At 69.8% G+C, this 15,443-nt stretch carries 17 protein-coding genes; 7 read left to right on the top strand and 10 right to left on the bottom strand.

Annotated features, from left to right (window positions below):
* Window positions 1–63 precede the first annotated feature (63 nt).
* The 3 genes from CK951_RS00860 (at window position 64) to CK951_RS00850 (ending at window position 2,525) form a co-directional block, all read left to right on the top strand.
* Entirely contained in the window at window positions 64–795 is a 732-nt protein-coding gene (locus CK951_RS00860; protein WP_096784380.1) for a molybdopterin-binding protein, read from the top strand.
* The gene (locus CK951_RS00855) at window positions 792–1,502 is read left to right on the top strand and encodes an N-acetyltransferase (RefSeq protein ID WP_096784379.1); all 711 of its coding nucleotides are present in this window, start codon (window positions 792–794) and stop codon (window positions 1,500–1,502) included. The genes CK951_RS00860 and CK951_RS00855 overlap by 4 nt, the downstream gene beginning before the upstream one ends.
* Before the next feature lie 63 nt (window positions 1,503–1,565).
* Window positions 1,566–2,525, top strand: coding sequence for an OmpA family protein (locus tag CK951_RS00850; RefSeq protein ID WP_096784378.1), 960 nt, complete (start codon window positions 1,566–1,568; stop codon window positions 2,523–2,525).
* Here CK951_RS00850 and CK951_RS00845 read toward each other — a convergent pair whose 3' ends face one another.
* Window positions 2,526–3,431, bottom strand: coding sequence for a LysR family transcriptional regulator (locus CK951_RS00845; RefSeq protein WP_096784377.1), 906 nt, complete (start codon window positions 3,429–3,431; stop codon window positions 2,526–2,528).
* Window positions 3,432–3,762: 331 nt separating this feature from the next.
* Here CK951_RS00845 and CK951_RS00840 point away from each other — a divergent pair, with 331 nt between their 5' ends.
* Window positions 3,763–3,903 carry a hypothetical protein gene (locus tag CK951_RS00840; protein ID WP_096784376.1) on the top strand — a complete coding sequence of 47 codons (141 nt, stop codon included), beginning with the start codon at window positions 3,763–3,765 and terminating at the stop codon, window positions 3,901–3,903.
* 26 nt (window positions 3,904–3,929) lie between these two features.
* Here CK951_RS00840 and CK951_RS00835 read toward each other — a convergent pair whose 3' ends face one another.
* The 3 genes from CK951_RS00835 to CK951_RS00825 are packed head-to-tail and all read right to left on the bottom strand — an operon-like array spanning window position 3,930 to window position 5,686.
* Window positions 3,930–4,295, bottom strand: coding sequence for a hypothetical protein (locus CK951_RS00835; protein ID WP_096784375.1), 366 nt, complete (start codon window positions 4,293–4,295; stop codon window positions 3,930–3,932).
* Window positions 4,296–4,305: 10 nt separating this feature from the next.
* On the bottom strand, window positions 4,306–5,079 hold the full coding sequence (locus tag CK951_RS00830) for a DUF6478 family protein (RefSeq protein WP_198402379.1): 774 nt from the start codon (window positions 5,077–5,079) through the stop codon (window positions 4,306–4,308).
* Between the two features lie 49 nt (window positions 5,080–5,128).
* Window positions 5,129–5,686, bottom strand: a complete 558-nt coding sequence (locus CK951_RS00825) for a cation transport ATPase (protein WP_232520652.1) — start codon at window positions 5,684–5,686, stop codon at window positions 5,129–5,131.
* A gap of 366 nt (window positions 5,687–6,052) precedes the next feature.
* Between CK951_RS00825 and CK951_RS00820 the strand changes: the two genes are divergently transcribed.
* The 3 genes from CK951_RS00820 to CK951_RS00810 all read left to right on the top strand — a co-directional run bounded on the left by CK951_RS00820 (window position 6,053) and on the right by CK951_RS00810 (window position 8,672).
* Window positions 6,053–6,295 (top strand): hypothetical protein, encoded by a 243-nt coding sequence (locus tag CK951_RS00820; protein WP_157764485.1) that lies wholly within the window; start codon window positions 6,053–6,055, stop codon window positions 6,293–6,295.
* A 149-nt stretch (window positions 6,296–6,444) separates the two neighbouring features.
* Window positions 6,445–7,401: an acetyl-CoA carboxylase, carboxyltransferase subunit beta gene (gene accD, locus CK951_RS00815; RefSeq protein ID WP_096784373.1), complete on the top strand. Its 957-nt coding sequence runs from the start codon at window positions 6,445–6,447 to the stop codon at window positions 7,399–7,401.
* Complete coding sequence (locus CK951_RS00810; protein WP_096784372.1) at window positions 7,398–8,672, top strand: folylpolyglutamate synthase/dihydrofolate synthase family protein; 1,275 nt, start codon at window positions 7,398–7,400, stop codon at window positions 8,670–8,672. Before accD ends, CK951_RS00810 begins: the two co-directional genes overlap by 4 nt.
* A gap of 6 nt (window positions 8,673–8,678) precedes the next feature.
* Here CK951_RS00810 and CK951_RS00805 read toward each other — a convergent pair whose 3' ends face one another.
* Genes CK951_RS00805 through dapF form a run of 6 tightly spaced genes read right to left on the bottom strand, consistent with a single transcriptional unit; the run spans window position 8,679 to window position 15,302 of the window.
* Window positions 8,679–9,167, bottom strand: a complete 489-nt coding sequence (locus CK951_RS00805) for an RNA pyrophosphohydrolase (RefSeq protein WP_096784371.1) — start codon at window positions 9,165–9,167, stop codon at window positions 8,679–8,681.
* Window position 9,168: 1 nt separating this feature from the next.
* The gene (locus CK951_RS00800; RefSeq protein WP_096784370.1) at window positions 9,169–10,515 is read right to left on the bottom strand and encodes a S41 family peptidase; all 1,347 of its coding nucleotides are present in this window, start codon (window positions 10,513–10,515) and stop codon (window positions 9,169–9,171) included.
* Between the two features lie 7 nt (window positions 10,516–10,522).
* The gene (locus tag CK951_RS00795) at window positions 10,523–11,638 is read right to left on the bottom strand and encodes a murein hydrolase activator EnvC (protein WP_096784369.1); all 1,116 of its coding nucleotides are present in this window, start codon (window positions 11,636–11,638) and stop codon (window positions 10,523–10,525) included.
* Window positions 11,635–13,155 (bottom strand): 2,3-bisphosphoglycerate-independent phosphoglycerate mutase, encoded by a 1,521-nt coding sequence (gene gpmI / locus CK951_RS00790; RefSeq protein ID WP_096784368.1) that lies wholly within the window; start codon window positions 13,153–13,155, stop codon window positions 11,635–11,637. Before gpmI ends, CK951_RS00795 begins: the two co-directional genes overlap by 4 nt.
* Before the next feature lie 30 nt (window positions 13,156–13,185).
* Window positions 13,186–14,463: a tRNA (N(6)-L-threonylcarbamoyladenosine(37)-C(2))-methylthiotransferase MtaB gene (mtaB, locus tag CK951_RS00785; RefSeq protein ID WP_096784367.1), complete on the bottom strand. Its 1,278-nt coding sequence runs from the start codon at window positions 14,461–14,463 to the stop codon at window positions 13,186–13,188.
* On the bottom strand, window positions 14,460–15,302 hold the full coding sequence (gene dapF / locus CK951_RS00780; protein ID WP_096784366.1) for a diaminopimelate epimerase: 843 nt from the start codon (window positions 15,300–15,302) through the stop codon (window positions 14,460–14,462). The genes mtaB and dapF overlap by 4 nt, the downstream gene beginning before the upstream one ends.
* Window positions 15,303–15,443: the final 141 nt, after the last annotated feature.

Genomic DNA, 15,443 nt, shown 5'->3' with positions numbered 1-15,443 from the left:
CGCGAAAGGTTTGAAACGGCCTGCCTGCGGCCCTATAGCTTCTCCATTCGAAGGGAGGAGCCGATGCCTGCGAACCCCACCGCCGCCATGCTCGTGATCGGGGACGAGATACTCTCGGGCCGCACCCGGGATGGCAACAGCCACTATCTGGCGGGCGAACTGACGCGCCACGGCATCCGCCTGTGCGAGATCCGCTGCGTGGCCGATGACCGCGCCGCGATCATCGAGGCGGTGAACGCCCTTCGTGCCCGCTGGGACGACGTCTTCACCTCGGGCGGCATCGGACCCACGCATGACGACATCACCGCCGAGGCGATCGCCGAGGCCTTCGGCGTGCCCATCGGCATCCGCGAGGACGCCTACCGGCTGCTGGCAGCCCATTACGCGCGCACCGGGCTGGAGTTCAACGAGGCGCGCCAGCGGATGGCGCGCATCCCGGAAGGCGCCACGCTGATCGACAACCCGGTCTCGGCCGCGCCGGGCTTCACCATCGGCAACGTGCACGTGATGGCCGGCGTGCCGAACATCTTCCAGGCGATGGTGGCCTCGGTCCTGCCGACGCTGACGGGGGGCGAGCCGCTGCTCAGCCAGTCGCTGCGGGTGGACCGCGGCGAGGGCGAGATCGCCGCCCCCTTCGCCGCGCTTGCCGCCGACTATCCTGACCTTCAGATGGGCAGCTATCCCTTCATCCAGAACGGCGCCTATGGCGCGAACCTGGTGATCCGGGGAACCGATCCGGGCCGGATCTCGGAGGCGATGACGCGGCTCGCCGCGCTGTTCCCGCAGCCGCGATGACCCCGGCCGAGCTTTACGCCACGCTCGAGGCGACCTGGCCGCCGGCAGCGCACCGCCGCATCGGTCCCTGGACGATCCGCGACGGCCGGGGCGGCGGCAAGCGCGTCTCGGCCGCGACGGCCGAAGCAGAATGGACGCCCGAGGACCTTCCCGGGGCCGAGGCCGCGATGGCGGCGCTGGGGCAGCCCGCGCTGTTCATGCTGCGTGCCGGCGAGGAGGCGCTGGACGCAGCCCTGGAGCAGCGCGGCTACCGGATCGTGGACCCCGTGACCGCCTATGCCGCGCCGGTGACGGCGCTGGCGGCGGAACCGCCCTCGGGAATGGCGGCCTTTCCGCATTGGCCTCCGCTCGGCATCGTGCGCGACCTTTGGTCCGAAGGCGGCATCGGACCGGAGCGCGTGGCGGTGATGGAGCGCGTCGCCGTCCCGAAATGCTGCCTGCTCGGCCGTCAGGACGACCGGCCGTCCGGGGCGGCCTTCGTCGCCATCCACGGCAGGGATGCGATGCTTCATGCGCTGGAGGTAACCCCCTCGCTGCGCCGGCTGGGATCGGCCAACAACATGCTGCGGCGTGCAGCATGTTGGGCTCAAGATCATGGCGCCACACGATTTTCCCTTGTCGTTACAAGCGCAAATCTGCCGGCGCGCGCGCTCTATGCTTCTCTGGGGCTGCAAGTTGTGGGACAGTATCACTATCGAATGAAATGAGCCCGAGAGAGGCCGGAGCAGGTGGCAGGATCAGGTTCGCGTCGGGCGGTCCGGCGCCGCAGCATGGCGACCTTTGCGGGAACGGTCGCAGCGGTGCTGATCGGGCCGCCGGCATTTGCGCTTGCCCTTGACCTGCCCCAGCCATGGACGCTGGCCGAGCGTGTGCAGGAGAACGGCGCAAGCTATCGCCTGCCGATCGGGCGCTGGGTGGAGCAGGGCCTGCCCGTCCGCGTGATCGAGGGCACCGTCACCCGCAGCGCATGGCGTCGCGATGCCGCCGCCGGCTCGACCCTGGACTTGCTTGCACCGCTGCGGTCTTCGCTCGAGGCGGAGGGGTTCCGGACCCTATTCCAGTGCGAGACGGATGGCTGCGGCGGGTTCGACTTCCGCTATGCGACCGACGTCCTGCCCGAGCCGGACATGCATGTCGATCTTGGCGATTTCCGCTTCTATGCCGGGCTGCGGGACACACCCGCCGGGCCCGAGGCGGTGAGCCTGCTGGTCAGCCGCTCGGCCGCCTCAGGTTTCGCGCAGGTTATCCGCGTCGCCGCGGCGACAGGCGATCCGGCACCCGAGGCGGACCCCGCCCCTGCCGGGATGCCGGCACCGCCGGACGCGCCGGAAGCCACGCCCGAGCCGCCGGGCGATTCCCTCGGCAGCAGGTTGTCGCTGGGAGGATCGGCGGTGCTGGAGGATCTGGTCTTCGCCAGCGGCTCGGCGGAGCTGGCCGAGGGCAGCTATGCCTCTCTCGCCGAGTTGGCGGACTGGCTCGCGCAGGATCCGGCGCGGCGGGTGGCGCTGGTCGGGCATACCGACGCCTCCGGCGGCCTGACCGCGAACGTGGCCCTGTCACGGGCGCGGGCGGAATCCGTGCGCGACCGGCTGATCGCCCGGCACGGCGTGGCGGGTGATCAGGTGACGGCCGAGGGCGTCGGATCGCTCGCGCCGCGGGCGCCCAACGGCACCGAGGAGGGCCGCGCCCGCAACCGCCGGGTCGAGGTCATGCCGGCAACGGCCGGCTGATCACCAGCGGTCGGGACCCTTGTCGATATAGCGCCGCGCAAGGAAGTCGATGAAGGCGCGCACCTTGGGCTGGGTGAAGCGGCCGGGCGGATAGACGGCATAGATCCCCAGCGTCTCGACCGGCAGGCCGGGGATCGCCTCCTCCACCAGACCCTCGCGCATCGCCTCGGCGAACAGGAACGACGGGAGATAGGCGATGCCGAGCCCCGAGATTGCCGCGTTCAGCAAAGACTGGCCGTCGTTCACCGTCAGCCAGCCGGCCGTGCGGATCTGCCGCTTCTCGCCGGTGGGCGAGGTGATCTTCCAGACGTTGCCGTTCGCCTGGTTGGAGTAATGCAGAAGCTTGTGATCGTTCAGGTCGTCGATCTTCGCCGGCCGCCCGTAGCGCTCGAAGTAGCGCGGCGAGGCGATCATCCGCTTCGTGGTATCGGTCAGCTTGCGGGCCCGGAGGCTGGAGTCCTCCAGCTCGCCCACCCGGATCGCCATGTCGAAGCCTTCCGAGATCAGCTCCACATAGCGGTTGTTAAGCACCATGTTCACGGTGATCTCGGGATATTCCAGCAGGAAGTCCCCGAGGATCGGCGACAGCAGGTTCACGCCGAAGTCGGTCGCGACCGAGATGCGCAGAAGGCCCGAGGGCGCCGACTGCATCGAGGTGACCAGCGCATCGGCCTCGCCCGCGTCGTTCAGCACGCGCCGGGCGCGGTCGTAATAGGCCAGCCCGATCTCGGTCGGGCTGACGCGCCGCGTCGTCCGGTTCAGAAGCCGTGCGCCCAGCCGCGCCTCGAGCGCGGAGACGTGCTTGGACACTGCCGACTTCGAGATCCCCATCTTCTTCGCGGCATCGGTGAACCCGCCCTGGTCAACGACCGTCGCGAAGGCTTCCATTTCCGTCAGTCGGTCCATTGCCGTTCTTCCCGTGAGCACAGTCTGAGGCGTCCCACCGCTATTGCGGACAAATCGGGCAGGATTGCGGAACGCGGCAGGCAAGTCGGGGAAATCATGCGGCGCGGAAATCCCGCGAAGCGATTCGCGACGCGGGCGGGCGGACCTGCGACGACCCGTCCGAGGCAGGCGGCGCGCCGAAGACACAATGTCACGTGGCCAAGGATGAACGCGCAACAAAATTGCGTCACGGTGTCGCGCTGCGTTGCAGCGCCGGCATGGGAGGCATGCAGCATTAGGGAGAAGTCAAGAAATCTGTGAGGTTTATATCGGTGGCCAAAGGAGAACGACCATGAAACACGATCATCGTCCCATGACTGCCGCCCGCGCCGCCGAAATCGCTCCGGCCTACTTCATGCCCGAGCGCAACACCCGCCAGCTGCGGAACCTCAGCGTTCTCGAACAGATGTACGGGTACTACAACCGCGACTGATCCGGTGCCGCCACGACGGCGGGCTTTCAGCCCGTCGTCTCCGTGCAGTGCCGCCGGAAGGCCCGCTTGAGCATGTCAAGCTCGGCCCGCAGGAGATCCACTTCCGCCCGCAGATCATCCTCGACCGGAACCCCGGTGATGATGGTGAAATGGGCCAGCTTCTCTCCCGACGTCCGCTCGCGGATCAGGAAGGTCTGGACACCCTCGTTCAGCGCCTCGGCGGGAATGGGAACCCGGACGGCCCAGGCACCCGGACGATCCGGGAGCGGGGCAACTTCGACACCCGGCAGCGGCGCATCGAGAAGCGTGACCGTCAGCTCTGGCCGCTCCTCGGACCCGGTCAGCAGTCCCTCCCAGGAACCGCCGCGGATCCGCGTCTGACTGAGGTTCATCGCCACCTCCTCACAGTTCGGCGCGCGGGCGGCGGCTCAGCGTCACGTCGCGCAGGATGATCTGGTTCATCTCGGGTCGGTCGAGGATCAGGTCCACCCACATCTTCTCGACCCGCTTTTCGACCATGCGCGTATAGGCAAGGTCGAACTCGGCCGCACTCTCGCCGCCATCCACCGCGATCCCCTGAACGATCTCCTCGGTGTTGGGCCCGTGCCGCACGTTCAGCCGGGCAAAGACCCGAAGTGGGCGTTCGCATTCGGCGGTGACCTCCAGCCGGATCACGTGGCGCAGCTGCAGGCCCTGAACCGCCTCGTCGGGAAGATCGAGGACGACCGACAGGAAGCTGCCGCCGAAACGGAACACGTCGAGCCGCAGGCCATAGGGTGCAAGGTCCGCCTCGCGCGTGTTGCGGATCTGGCGGACTGTGATCTCGGCTTCGGGGCAGTCGTGAAAGAGTGTCGTCCCTGCCGCGATCTCTGCCCGGCGCGGGGCCGCCGCGATGCCGGTGGTGGCGATCGGGCCGCGCCAGAGGTCGGGCCGCCACGTCCAGTCCGTCCCCATCGGGCGCCGCATCGCCTTCGAGCCGATCAGCGGCAGCGCCAGCCGGTTCTCGGCCGTGTGCAGCAGCCGGTCGAGCTGCCGCCGCAGGGTCCGGGCCTGCGCGCGCTGCCGTCGCAGCGTCCCGAGATCGATCGCCGCGGCGGAATCGGCCGCACGCGACCAGCGCCGAAGCACGGCCCGGTGGAACAGCCGGCCCATGAGGGAGCGCAGGCGCCTGCTCATCGCCACCCAACTTCCTCTGCTCCCGGGCCCGGGACCTGCATCTGTATCCTCAGTTCCCGGCCTGCCGGCCGCGCGGATTGGCGGCTTCCATCGCATCGACGAAGGCGCCGATCAGCCGCTTGCCATTCTCGCGCGAGAGCGGCGCCGCGCCGGTCCCGGTCGCGGTCAGGGTCACAAGCCGCCCGTTCAGCGACAGGACGGCGCGCCAGCCCTCCGTCTGGCCGTGATGGCCGGGGCTGGTGTCCCGAAGGCGCAGAAGGAAGGCCTCGCCCCGTCCCCGCGCTTCGAGCAGCTCCACCCGCCGCGCATTTCCCGACCGGCTGAGCGCGGCGCGCCCTTCGGTCGAGGAGAAGAAGGCCGCCAGTTCCTGCCCTCGCGCCCTGACGTCCATCCCCGAGCCGGATGGACCCACCACCGCCGTCAGGATCGCGGGAGGGCGCTCGCTGTCGCCCTCGCACCGCCCCATGAGGACGAGGCCGTGTCCGGCGCTGGCCTCGCGGTCGATGCAATAGCCGGCAGGCGCCGCCACATGCACGCCCTGCGCCGCAAGCGCCGCACCTGCCGCCATCGCGAGGGCAAGGCCAAGGATCAGGATCCGGCCCGTCATCGGACACGTCCCCGTGCCGGAAACGGGATCGCGGCGCCCGACGCCCCTTCGGGCCGCAAGCATCTGGATTTCATGGGGAACCTCCCTCGGAACTGGCATAATCTCCCGCCCTTCGCCGAGCAAGACGCAATTCTCGCGCCGACCGGCCGGCACAGCTTCCGGGGCTGCCGCGGAAGAAAAGGACGATAAACGCAGTCGGGAATGATGGTCCGTAAAACAGCCCATAAACCCCGCCTGCGTCAGGATCTTCTGCCGACTTGGGGCCGTTGCCGGGAACAATGTTCGCTGATCGCCGCCCGGGGCCATCCAGCCCACGCTTGAACCGGCCCGGACGCTCCTGTAGGACCCGCAGCCGTGACCTGCACCATGATCCCCGATTCCCTCGCCCCGCCTCCGATGTCCGAGCTTCACCCCCTGCGCCGCCGGCTCGACGCCGGCGACGGCATGATCGACGCCCGCACGGAAAGCCTCCGCCGCGCTGCGCTGTCGCCGCGGCCGAGGGTCCTGTCGCTCGCGCTGTTCCTTCTGGCCTATGGCGCGCTCTGCGCCACCCTCGTCGCGCCCTCGGACTGGCTGCGGACGCAGAGCGTGGTCACGGCCGACGAGTGATCCGCGTTGCCGGTCCGGGCGCGGCGCGCTTGGCAGCGCAGGGGCCGCCACCCGCGCGCGGGCGTCACAGGGGGCCCCCGCCCGATTGCATTTCCCGCCCCTGCGGACTATCTCGGCACCAACGCTGCGACCGGAAGGGCAAGCCCCGCATGAACTGGATCTCCAACTACGTCCGCCCGAAGATCAACTCGCTGTTCTCGCGCCGCGAGGTGCCGGAGAACCTGTGGACGAAGTGTCCCGAATGCGGGACGATGCTCTTTCACCGCGAGCTGGCCGAGAACCAGAACGTCTGCACGACCTGCGACCACCACATGGCGATCAGCCCGCGCGAGCGGTTCGCGGTGATGTTCGACGGCGGGATCTTCACCGAGGTCGAGGTTCCGGTGCCGCTGGCCGATCCGCTGCAGTTCCGCGACCAGAAGCGCTACCCCGAGCGGATGAGGGCGGCGCAGAAGTCCACCGGCGAGAAGGAGGCGATGCTGGTCGTCGAGGGCGAGATGGCCCGCACGCCGGTCGTCGCCGCCGCGCAGGACTTCAGCTTCATGGCGGGCTCCATGGGCATGTATGTCGGCAACGCCATCATCGCGGCGGCCGAGCGGGCGGTGAAGCTGAAATGCCCGCTGATCCTGTTCGCGGCCGCGGGTGGCGCGCGGATGCAGGAGGGGATCCTGTCGCTGATGCAGATGCCGCGCACCACCGTTGCGGTGCAGATGCTGCGCGAGGCGGGGCTGCCCTATATCTGCGTGCTGACGCATCCGACGACCGGCGGGGTGACGGCAAGCTATGCGATGCTGGGCGACGTGCAGATCGCCGAGCCGAATGCGCTGATCTGCTTTGCCGGGCCCCGCGTGATCGAGCAGACCATCCGCGAGACCCTGCCCGAGGGCTTCCAGCGTGCGGAATACCTGCTGGATCACGGGATGCTCGACCGGGTGACCCACCGCAAGAACATGCGCGAGGAACTCGTCACCATCATCCGGATGCTGATGAACCAGCCGCCGGCCATCAAGGGCGAGCTTCCCGCCCCCGAGATCCGGCCGGTGATCGACCTGATGCCGCCGCCCGCCACGCCGGAAGCGGTGGTGGAAGACAAGGCCGCCGAGTGAGCCTGCCCGCCTCGGACGTCATCCTCGACCGGATGATGTCCCTGCACCCGAAGGTCATCGATCTCACGCTCGACCGGGTGCACCGGCTGCTCGCGGCCCTCGGCCACCCCGAGCGCAGCCTGCCGCCGGTGATCCACATTGCCGGCACGAACGGCAAGGGTTCGACGCAGGCGATGATCCGGGCGGGGCTGGAGGCCGCGGGGCTGAGGGTTCACGCCTATACCTCGCCGCACCTCGCCCGCTTCCACGAGCGGATCCGGCTGGCCGGCGAGTTGATCGAGGAGCCGGCGCTGGCAGCGCTGCTGGACGAATGCCTCGCGGCGAACGGGCCGGACCCGATCACCTTCTTCGAGATCACCACCTGCGCGGCGCTCCTCGCCTTCGCGCGCACCCCGGCCGATGCCGTGCTGCTGGAGGTCGGGCTGGGCGGCAGGCTCGATGCGACCAATGTGGTGGACCGGCCGGCGCTGACCATCATCACGCCGGTCTCGATCGACCATCAGCAATATCTGGGCGAGACGCTGCCCGAGATCGCCGGCGAAAAGGCCGGCATCCTGAAGCGCCTTGTTCCCTGCGTCGTCGGCCCGCAGGCGCCCGAGGCGTTGGCCGTGATCGAGGCCCGCGCCGAACGGCTGGGTGCGCCGCTTCTGGCGCATGGCCAGCACTGGCACGCATTGGAAGAGCGCGGGCGGCTGGTCTTTCAGGACGAGACCGGGCTTCTCGACCTGCCGCTGCCGAACCTGCCCGGGCCGCACCAGATCCAGAACGCCGGCGCCGCACTGATGGCGCTGCGCCACCTCGGACATGGCGAGGCCGCCTGCGCGGCCGCCGTCACCCGCGCCGACTGGCCGGCCCGCATGCAGCGCCTGCGCCGCGGCCCGCTGGCCGACCTCGCCCCCGGGATCGAACTCTGGCTCGATGGCGGGCACAATCCGGCGGGGGGCGAGGCAATCGCCGCGACGCTGGCGCGGATGCCCGCCCGGCCCACGCATCTGATCTGCGGCATGCTGAACACCAAGGACGTGACGGGCTACATGCGCCCGCTGGCCCCGCATGTCGCGCGGCTGCATGCCGTGGCGATCCCGGGCGAGAAGAACACCCTGCCGGCCAAGGACACCGAAGCCGCGGCGCTGGCGGCCGGCATCGACGCGATCACGGCAGGGTCCGTGGCCGAGGCGCTGGCTGCCATTGCCGCCGACCAGCCCGAGGCCCGGGTGCTGATCTGCGGCTCGCTCTATCTGGCGGGAGCGGTCCTGCGCGAGAACGGCTGACCCAGCTCAGCGCAGGTGGTCGCGGAAGGCGTCCACCACCTGTTCATAGACGGCGCGCTTGAACGGAACGATGGCGGCGATCATCTCGTCCGCGCCAATCCAGCGCCAGCACGAGAATTCGGCATGGTCGGTGCCGATCCCCACCTGATCGTCACTGCCAAGGTAGCGGAACAGGAACCACTTCTGCCGCTGGCCACGATACTTGCCGCCCCAGACCTTGCCCAGAAGCTCGGGCGGCAGGTCGTAGGTCACCCAGTCCGGCGCCTTCGCGACGAATTCCACCAGATCCTCGGGGATGCCGGTCTCTTCCCACAATTCGCGCAGGGCAGCGGTGCGGGGCTTCTCGCCGTCGTCGATCCCGCCCTGCGGCATCTGCCAGGCGGGCAGCGGACTGTCGATCCGCTGCCCGGCGAAGATGAGCCCCTCGCGGTTGATCAGCACGATGCCCACGCAGGGGCGATAGGGCAGCGCCTCGGGGTCGATCACGCGCTCCATCTCAGGGCTTCACTTCGATGGCCGAAAGACCCTTGAGGATGTCCACCGCGTAGGCCAGCTGGTAATCCTCGTCGCGCAGCTTGGCGGCCTCCTCGGCGCGGGCACGCTCGGCCTCGAGCTGCTTCTTCTCGTCCTCGGTCATCGAGTCGTTCGTGAGCACCCCGCGCAGGTCGGCCTCGGACCGGCCACGGGGGGCGGCGTTCGGCGCCTCGGCCTCCTCCTCGGTCGCGGGCGGCTTGGCGGGCGGCTGGTTCACCACGATGTCCGGCGCCACGCCCAGCGCCTGGATCGAGCGGCCCGACGGCGTGTAGTAGCGCGCCGTGGTCAGGCGCATCGCGCCTTCGCCGCGCAGCGGGATCACGGTCTGCACCGATCCCTTGCCGAAGCTCTTGGTGCCGACGACGATGGCCCGGCGGTGATCCTGCAGCGCGCCCGCCACGATCTCGGAGGCCGAGGCCGAGCCGCCGTTGATCAGCACGACCATCGGCTTGCCCCCGATCAGGTCGCCGGTGGTCGCGTTGAAGCGCTCGCCGTCGCTGGCCTCGCGGCCGCGGGTCGAGACGATCTCGCCCTTGTCGAGGAAGGCGTCCGAGACCTGGATCGCCTGCGTCAGCAGGCCGCCCGGGTTGTTGCGCAGGTCGAGCACCACGCCGTTGATCTTGTCGAGCCCGCCCAGTTCCTTCGCGCCGCTTTCCAGCCCTTCCTTCAGCCCGGCGAAGGTCTGGTCATTGAAGGTGGTCAGGCGCACGACCACGGTGTTGCCGACCACGCGGCTGCGGGCGGCCACGAGCTTGATCGTGTCGCGGATGATCGAGACGTCGAACGGCTCGGCCGTGCCCTCGCGCACCACGGTGATGATGATCTCGGAACCCACCGGGCCGCGCATCATGTCCACCGCCTGGTCGAGCGTGAGGCCGAGGACCGACTCGCCGTTCACATGGGTGATGAAGTCACCCGCCTGGATGCCCGCAGCGTCCGCGGGCGTGCCGTCCATCGGCGAGACGACCTTGACGAAGCCCTCTTCCTGCGTGACCTCGATGCCGAGACCGCCGAATTCGCCGCGTGTCTGCACCTGCATGTCGTCGAAATCGTCCGGCGGCAGGTAGCTGGAATGGGGATCGAGCGAGGTCAGCATGCCGTTGATCGCGGCCTCGATCAGCTTGTCGGTCTCGACCTCCTCGACATACTGGCCGCGGATCCGCTCGAAGATGTCGCCGAACAGGTCGAGCTGCTCGTAGACGGAACTCGACCGCTGCTGCTCCTGCGCGACGAGCGGGCCGGCCACCTGGGTGGCCAGCAGCGCGCCGGCGACGGTGCCGCCCAGCGCGGCCATCATGTACTTCCTCATGCCGGTCCTATTCCCCATCCACCGCGAACCACTGCGCCGGATCGACCGGCTCGGCCCCTTGTCTCAGTTCCAAATAAAGCGTCTCCGTGTCGCGCACGCCAGCACCCTGGCCGCCCGACGAGGGAAAATCCGCCGCTCCCGTCCCGCCGCCGCCCATCAGGCCCAGCGGCGCACCGGCCGCGACCACCTCGCCGGTGTCACCATAGACGGTCCCCAGACCTGCCAACACCAGCAGATAACCGGCGCCGGGCTCCAGGATCATCACATTTCCGTAGTCGAGCAGCGGCCCGCGATAGCGGATCGTCGCGGGCCAGGGCGCGGTCACCAGCGCCTGCGGCCGCGTCGCGACCAGCATGCCGGGCCGGCGGACGCCTGCCGCATCGGCCTCGTTCGCGCGCCTGAGGATCGTGCCCAGCACCGGCAGGGGCAGGCGGCCCTGCGCACCCTCGAAATCGCGAGCGGCGGCATCGGGATCGCCGGTCGCCAGCCCTCCGGCAAAGGCGTCGAGAGTGTCGGCGCTTTCCAGCAGGCCCCTGAGCACCTCAGGGTCGTCGGTGAACCGCTTCGGAGGCTCCACCCGGTTCGAGATCGCATGGCTGAGCGCGGTGCGCGCCTCCTGCGCCACGGCCAGCCCCTCGGACAGGGTCTTGCCGGCGGCGGTCTGCAACTCGCGCAGGTCGCGCATCTCCTGCAGCTGCTGGCGCAGCGACTCGGCCTGCGAGAGCAGAGCGGGCGTCACCTCCGAGAGGATCATTCCCGAACGCGCGGTCCCGAGCGGCCCCGCCGGGTGCATCAGCAGCAGCGGTCCCGGCCGCGCATCCATCCGGGCCAGGACGCCCAGAAGCTGGGCCACCTCGTCGCGCTTGGCCTCGAGCAGCATGGCGAGGACGGATTCGCGGATCGCCGCCTGCCGCAGGTTCTCGCGCAGGGCGGCCAGACCCTTCTCGTAGGCGCTGATCGTCGTCGTCAGCGCCGAGACCTGATCGCGCGCGCCCTGCGCCTCCTGCAGCGCCGTCACCGCGGCCTGCAGGTCACGGGCCGCCTGCGCCGCCTCCTGCGCCACGGTGACGGCCGAAGCCGGCGTGGCGAGAAGCGCGAGCGCGAGGGCGCAGGCGCGGATCATGCGTCGATCAGGCTCCGCCCGGTCATCTCCTCGGGCTGCGGAAGCTGCATCAGTTGCAGGAGCGTCGGCGCGAGGTCGGCGAGCCGCCCGTCGTGCAGCCGCGCGCCCGCCGGCCCGTTCACGAGGATCACGGGCACCGGGTTCGTCGTGTGGGCGGTGTGGGGACCGCCGGTCACGGGGTCCACCATCATCTCGCAGTTGCCGTGGTCGGCGGTCACGATCATCGCGCCGCCCGCCTTCGTCACGGCCTCGACGGCCCGGCCGAGGCCCCGGTCCACCGCCTCGCAGGCGGCCATGGCGGCCTTCAGGTCGCCGGTATGGCCCACCATGTCGGGGTTGGCGTAGTTCACGACGATCAGGTCATAGCCCTGCCCGATCGCCTCGACGAGGTGATCGCTCACGTCGGGCGCCGACATCTCGGGCTGCAGGTCATAGGTCGCGACCTTGGGCGAGTTCGCCATGTAGCGGACCTCGCCGGTCTCGGGCACCTCCTTGCCGCCGTTCAGGAAGAAGGTGACGTGCGGGTATTTCTCGGTCTCGGCGATGCGGAACTGCCGAAGGCCGTGCCGCGCCACCCATTCCCCCAGTGTGTTGCGGATGACCTGCTTCGGGTAAGCGGCGGTCATGAAGGTATCGTGTTCCTTGGAGTAATCCACCATGCCGAGGAAGGCGGACCATTCAGGACGCTTGCCGGTCTCGTAGGCGGCGAAGCCGGGCTGGGCCAGCGCCGACAGGATCTCTCGCGCGCGGTCGGCGCGGAAGTTCAGGCAGAAGAAGCCGTCGCCATCCGCCATCCCGGCATAGCCGCCCACCACGGTCGGCGCGATGAACTCGTCGGTCTCGCCGCGGGCGAGCGCCTCGGCCACCGCCGCGGCCGCATCCGCGGCGCGCTCGCCCTTGCCGTGGAGCATCGCGTCGGAGGCGCGCTGTACGCGGTCCCAGCGCTTGTCGCGGTCCATCGCCCAGTAGCGCCCGATCACCGTGCCAACGCGGGCGCCCTGCGGCAGGTCACGCAAAAGCTGTTCAACGTAGACACCGGCCGAAGCCGGCGGCACGTCCCGCCCGTCGGTGATCGCGTGGATCACCACCGGCAGCCCGTCGTCCGCCAGTGCCCGGGCGGCCGCGAGCAGGTGCACGATGTGGCCATGCACCCCGCCGTCCGAGACCACACCCATCAGATGCGCCGTGCCGCCCGCCGCCTTCACCTTCGCCGCGAAGTCGCGCAGCGCCGGGTTCGTGGCAAACGTGCCCTCCTCGACGGCGAGGTCGATGGCGCCGAGATCCATCGCCACGACGCGACCCGCACCGATGTTGGTGTGACCAACCTCGGAGTTGCCCATCTGCCCACGCGGCAGGCCGGCGTCCGGCCCGTGCGTGATCAGCGTCGCGTTCGGGCAGGTCGCCATCAGCCGGTCGAAGGTGGGCGTATCCGCCAGCGCCACGGCATTCGCCTCGCGCTCCGCGCGGAGGCCCCAGCCGTCGAGGATGCAGAGGACGACGGGTTTCGGTGCGGTCATGACAGGGCCTTTCACTGGAATGGCAGGCTTTTACGCCGCAAGGCCGGCCGCGGCAACCTCGGCGGTCAGGCGGCCTTGGTCGTGCCCGGTGATGGTGGCGGAGACGATCCTCCCCTCGGGCATGTCGGCAGCGAAGGCGACCTCGGTGAACTGCTCGGTCCGCCCGAGGCGCGGGCCTTCCATGAGGACGCGGTGGGTCAGCCCGCGCTGCGCCTCGAGGTGACGGAGCAGCCGGGCGTCGCCCGCCGCGCGCAGCCGCGCCGCCCGCTCGCGGATCACGGGGCCGGCGAGCTGCGGCATCCGGGCAGCCGGGGTGCCCTTCCGGGGCGAGAAGGGGAAGACGTGCAGGAAGGTCAGCCCGCAGTCCCCGACCAGCCGCCGCGAGTTCTCGAACGCCGCTTCGGATTCGGTAGGGAAGCCCGCGATGATGTCGGCGCCGAGCACCAGATCGGGCCGCAGCCGCCGCGCCTCCTCGCAGAAGCGGATGGCGTCGTCGCGCAAGTGCCGCCGCTTCATCCGCTTCAGGATCAGGTCGTCGCCGTGCTGGAGGCTCAGGTGCAGGTGCGGCATCAGCCGCGGCTCGGTCGCGATGGCCTGCATGAGCGCCTCATCCACCTCGATCGAATCGATGGACGAGATCCGAAGGCGCGGCAGGTCCGGCACCAGCCGCAGGATCCGCATGACCAGATCGCCGAGGCGCGGGCCAGCCGGCAGGTCCGCCCCCCAGGAGGTCAGGTCCACCCCGGTCAGCACGACCTCGGCAAAGCCCTTGTCCACCAGCCGCCGGATCTGCTCGACCACCACCCCGGCGGGAACCGAGCGCGAATTGCCGCGACCGTAGGGAATGATGCAGAAGGTGCAGCGATGGTCGCAGCCGTTCTGGACCTGGACATAGGCGCGATGGCGGCCGAAGCCGTCGATCAGGTGGCCCGCGGTCTCGCGCACCGACAGGATGTCATCGACCTGCACCCGTTCGGTCTGCCCGATCAGGTCGGGCGCCATCGCGGCCCAGGTGGAGGCCTGCATCTTCTCGGTGTTGCCGATCACGCGGTCCACCTCGGGCATTGCCGAGAAGGTCGCGGGTTCCGTCTGCGCCGCACAGCCGGTGACGATGATCGTGGCGCCCGGGTTGTCGCGGCGCAGGCGGCGGATCTCCTGCTTGGCCTTGCGCACCGCTTCCGCCGTGACGGCGCAGGTGTTGACCACCACGGTATTGTCCAGACCCGCCGCCTCGGCCAGTTCCTTCATCGCCTCGGATTCGTAGGCGTTCAGCCGGCAGCCGAGGGTGGAGAAGACCGGCGCGCTCATGCCACCGCCGCCAGCCAGTCGGCCGAAAGGCGACCGTCGAAAACATGCACCACGGGACCGGAGAGCCAGACGCCATCCTCGCGCCAGTCGACCTCAAGGGTGCCGCCATCCATGTCGAGCGTCACGCGCCGCGCGGTGAGGCCGCGCTCGGCCGCCGCGACCGCCGTCGCGCAGGCGCCCGAGCCGCAGGCGAGCGTGATGCCCGCCCCGCGCTCCCATACGCGCAGGCGCAGGCGGTCGGGGCCGGAGAGGCTGGCGAACTCGACGTTGGTGCGCTGGGGAAACAGGAGGTGATGCTCCATCACCCGGCCCCGCGCGGACAGGTCGACGGCAGCCGCATCCTCCACGAAGAAGATGCAATGCGGATTGCCCATCCCGACGGCGGCCGGATCGCCGTCCACCGGCAGATGGGCGCGATCCACCGCTTCGGCCAGAGGGATCTCGGACCACAGCAGCTGCGGCTGTCCCATGTTCACCGAAACGCGCCCGTCCGGACGCCTGAGCGCCATCAGCCGCCCGCGCGCCGTCACCAGCGACACCGACTCGCGCCCCAGCCCGCGCATGACGTGATCGCACACGCAGCGCGTGGCATTGCCGCAGGCACCAGCCCGCGAGCCGTCCGAGTTCCAGAAGTCGAGCGCGAAGTCGGCCTCGTCGCTGTCGCGGATCTCGGCCAGCTGGTCGAACCCCACGCCCCGGTTCCGGTCGCCCAGTGCCTTCGCCAGCGCGGCAGTCGTCACCGCCCCGCCGCGTCCGCGCGAGTCGATCACCACGAAGTCATTGCCCGCTCCATGCATCTTCATGAAGCCGAGGCCCGAGGAAGCGCCCATGTCCATCATGCCGCAGCCTATACGCCCCTCTGACTCTTTTTGCCAGAGCGCGGAAGATTTCTGCGAGATTGGCCCTTGACCCCCCGCCGCCCAGTGCGTAGAGAGCGGCCCTGTCGGGAGCGACGGTGAAGATCGCTCGCTCCGGACGAT

The sequence above is a fragment of the Rhodobacter sp. CZR27 genome (assembly GCF_002407205.1).
Taxonomy (GTDB): Bacteria; Pseudomonadota; Alphaproteobacteria; order Rhodobacterales; family Rhodobacteraceae; genus Cereibacter_A.
The sequence above is the reverse complement of the archived record's forward strand: the minus strand, read 5'-3'. Positions and strand labels throughout refer to the sequence as shown.

Excerpts from the sequence above, each read along its gene's own strand:
- CK951_RS00860 (WP_096784380.1), top strand. The coding sequence starts at position 64 with ATGCCTGCGAACCCCACCGCCGCCATGCTCGTGATCGGGGACGAGATA.
- CK951_RS00855 (WP_096784379.1), top strand. The coding sequence starts at position 792 with ATGACCCCGGCCGAGCTTTACGCCACGCTCGAGGCGACCTGGCCGCCG.
- CK951_RS00850 (WP_096784378.1), top strand. The coding sequence starts at position 1,566 with ATGGCGACCTTTGCGGGAACGGTCGCAGCGGTGCTGATCGGGCCGCCG.
- CK951_RS00845 (WP_096784377.1), bottom strand. The coding sequence starts at position 3,431 with ATGGACCGACTGACGGAAATGGAAGCCTTCGCGACGGTCGTTGACCAG.
- CK951_RS00840 (WP_096784376.1), top strand. The coding sequence starts at position 3,763 with ATGAAACACGATCATCGTCCCATGACTGCCGCCCGCGCCGCCGAAATC.
- CK951_RS00835 (WP_096784375.1), bottom strand. The coding sequence starts at position 4,295 with ATGAACCTCAGTCAGACGCGGATCCGCGGCGGTTCCTGGGAGGGACTG.
- CK951_RS00830 (WP_198402379.1), bottom strand. The coding sequence starts at position 5,079 with ATGAGCAGGCGCCTGCGCTCCCTCATGGGCCGGCTGTTCCACCGGGCC.
- CK951_RS00825 (WP_232520652.1), bottom strand. The coding sequence starts at position 5,686 with ATGACGGGCCGGATCCTGATCCTTGGCCTTGCCCTCGCGATGGCGGCA.
- CK951_RS00820 (WP_157764485.1), top strand. The coding sequence starts at position 6,053 with ATGATCCCCGATTCCCTCGCCCCGCCTCCGATGTCCGAGCTTCACCCC.
- accD (WP_096784373.1), top strand. The coding sequence starts at position 6,445 with ATGAACTGGATCTCCAACTACGTCCGCCCGAAGATCAACTCGCTGTTC.
- CK951_RS00805 (WP_096784371.1), bottom strand. The coding sequence starts at position 9,167 with ATGGAGCGCGTGATCGACCCCGAGGCGCTGCCCTATCGCCCCTGCGTG.
- CK951_RS00800 (WP_096784370.1), bottom strand. The coding sequence starts at position 10,515 with ATGAGGAAGTACATGATGGCCGCGCTGGGCGGCACCGTCGCCGGCGCG.
- CK951_RS00795 (WP_096784369.1), bottom strand. The coding sequence starts at position 11,638 with ATGATCCGCGCCTGCGCCCTCGCGCTCGCGCTTCTCGCCACGCCGGCT.
- gpmI (WP_096784368.1), bottom strand. The coding sequence starts at position 13,155 with ATGACCGCACCGAAACCCGTCGTCCTCTGCATCCTCGACGGCTGGGGC.
- mtaB (WP_096784367.1), bottom strand. The coding sequence starts at position 14,463 with ATGAGCGCGCCGGTCTTCTCCACCCTCGGCTGCCGGCTGAACGCCTAC.
- dapF (WP_096784366.1), bottom strand. The coding sequence starts at position 15,302 with ATGATGGACATGGGCGCTTCCTCGGGCCTCGGCTTCATGAAGATGCAT.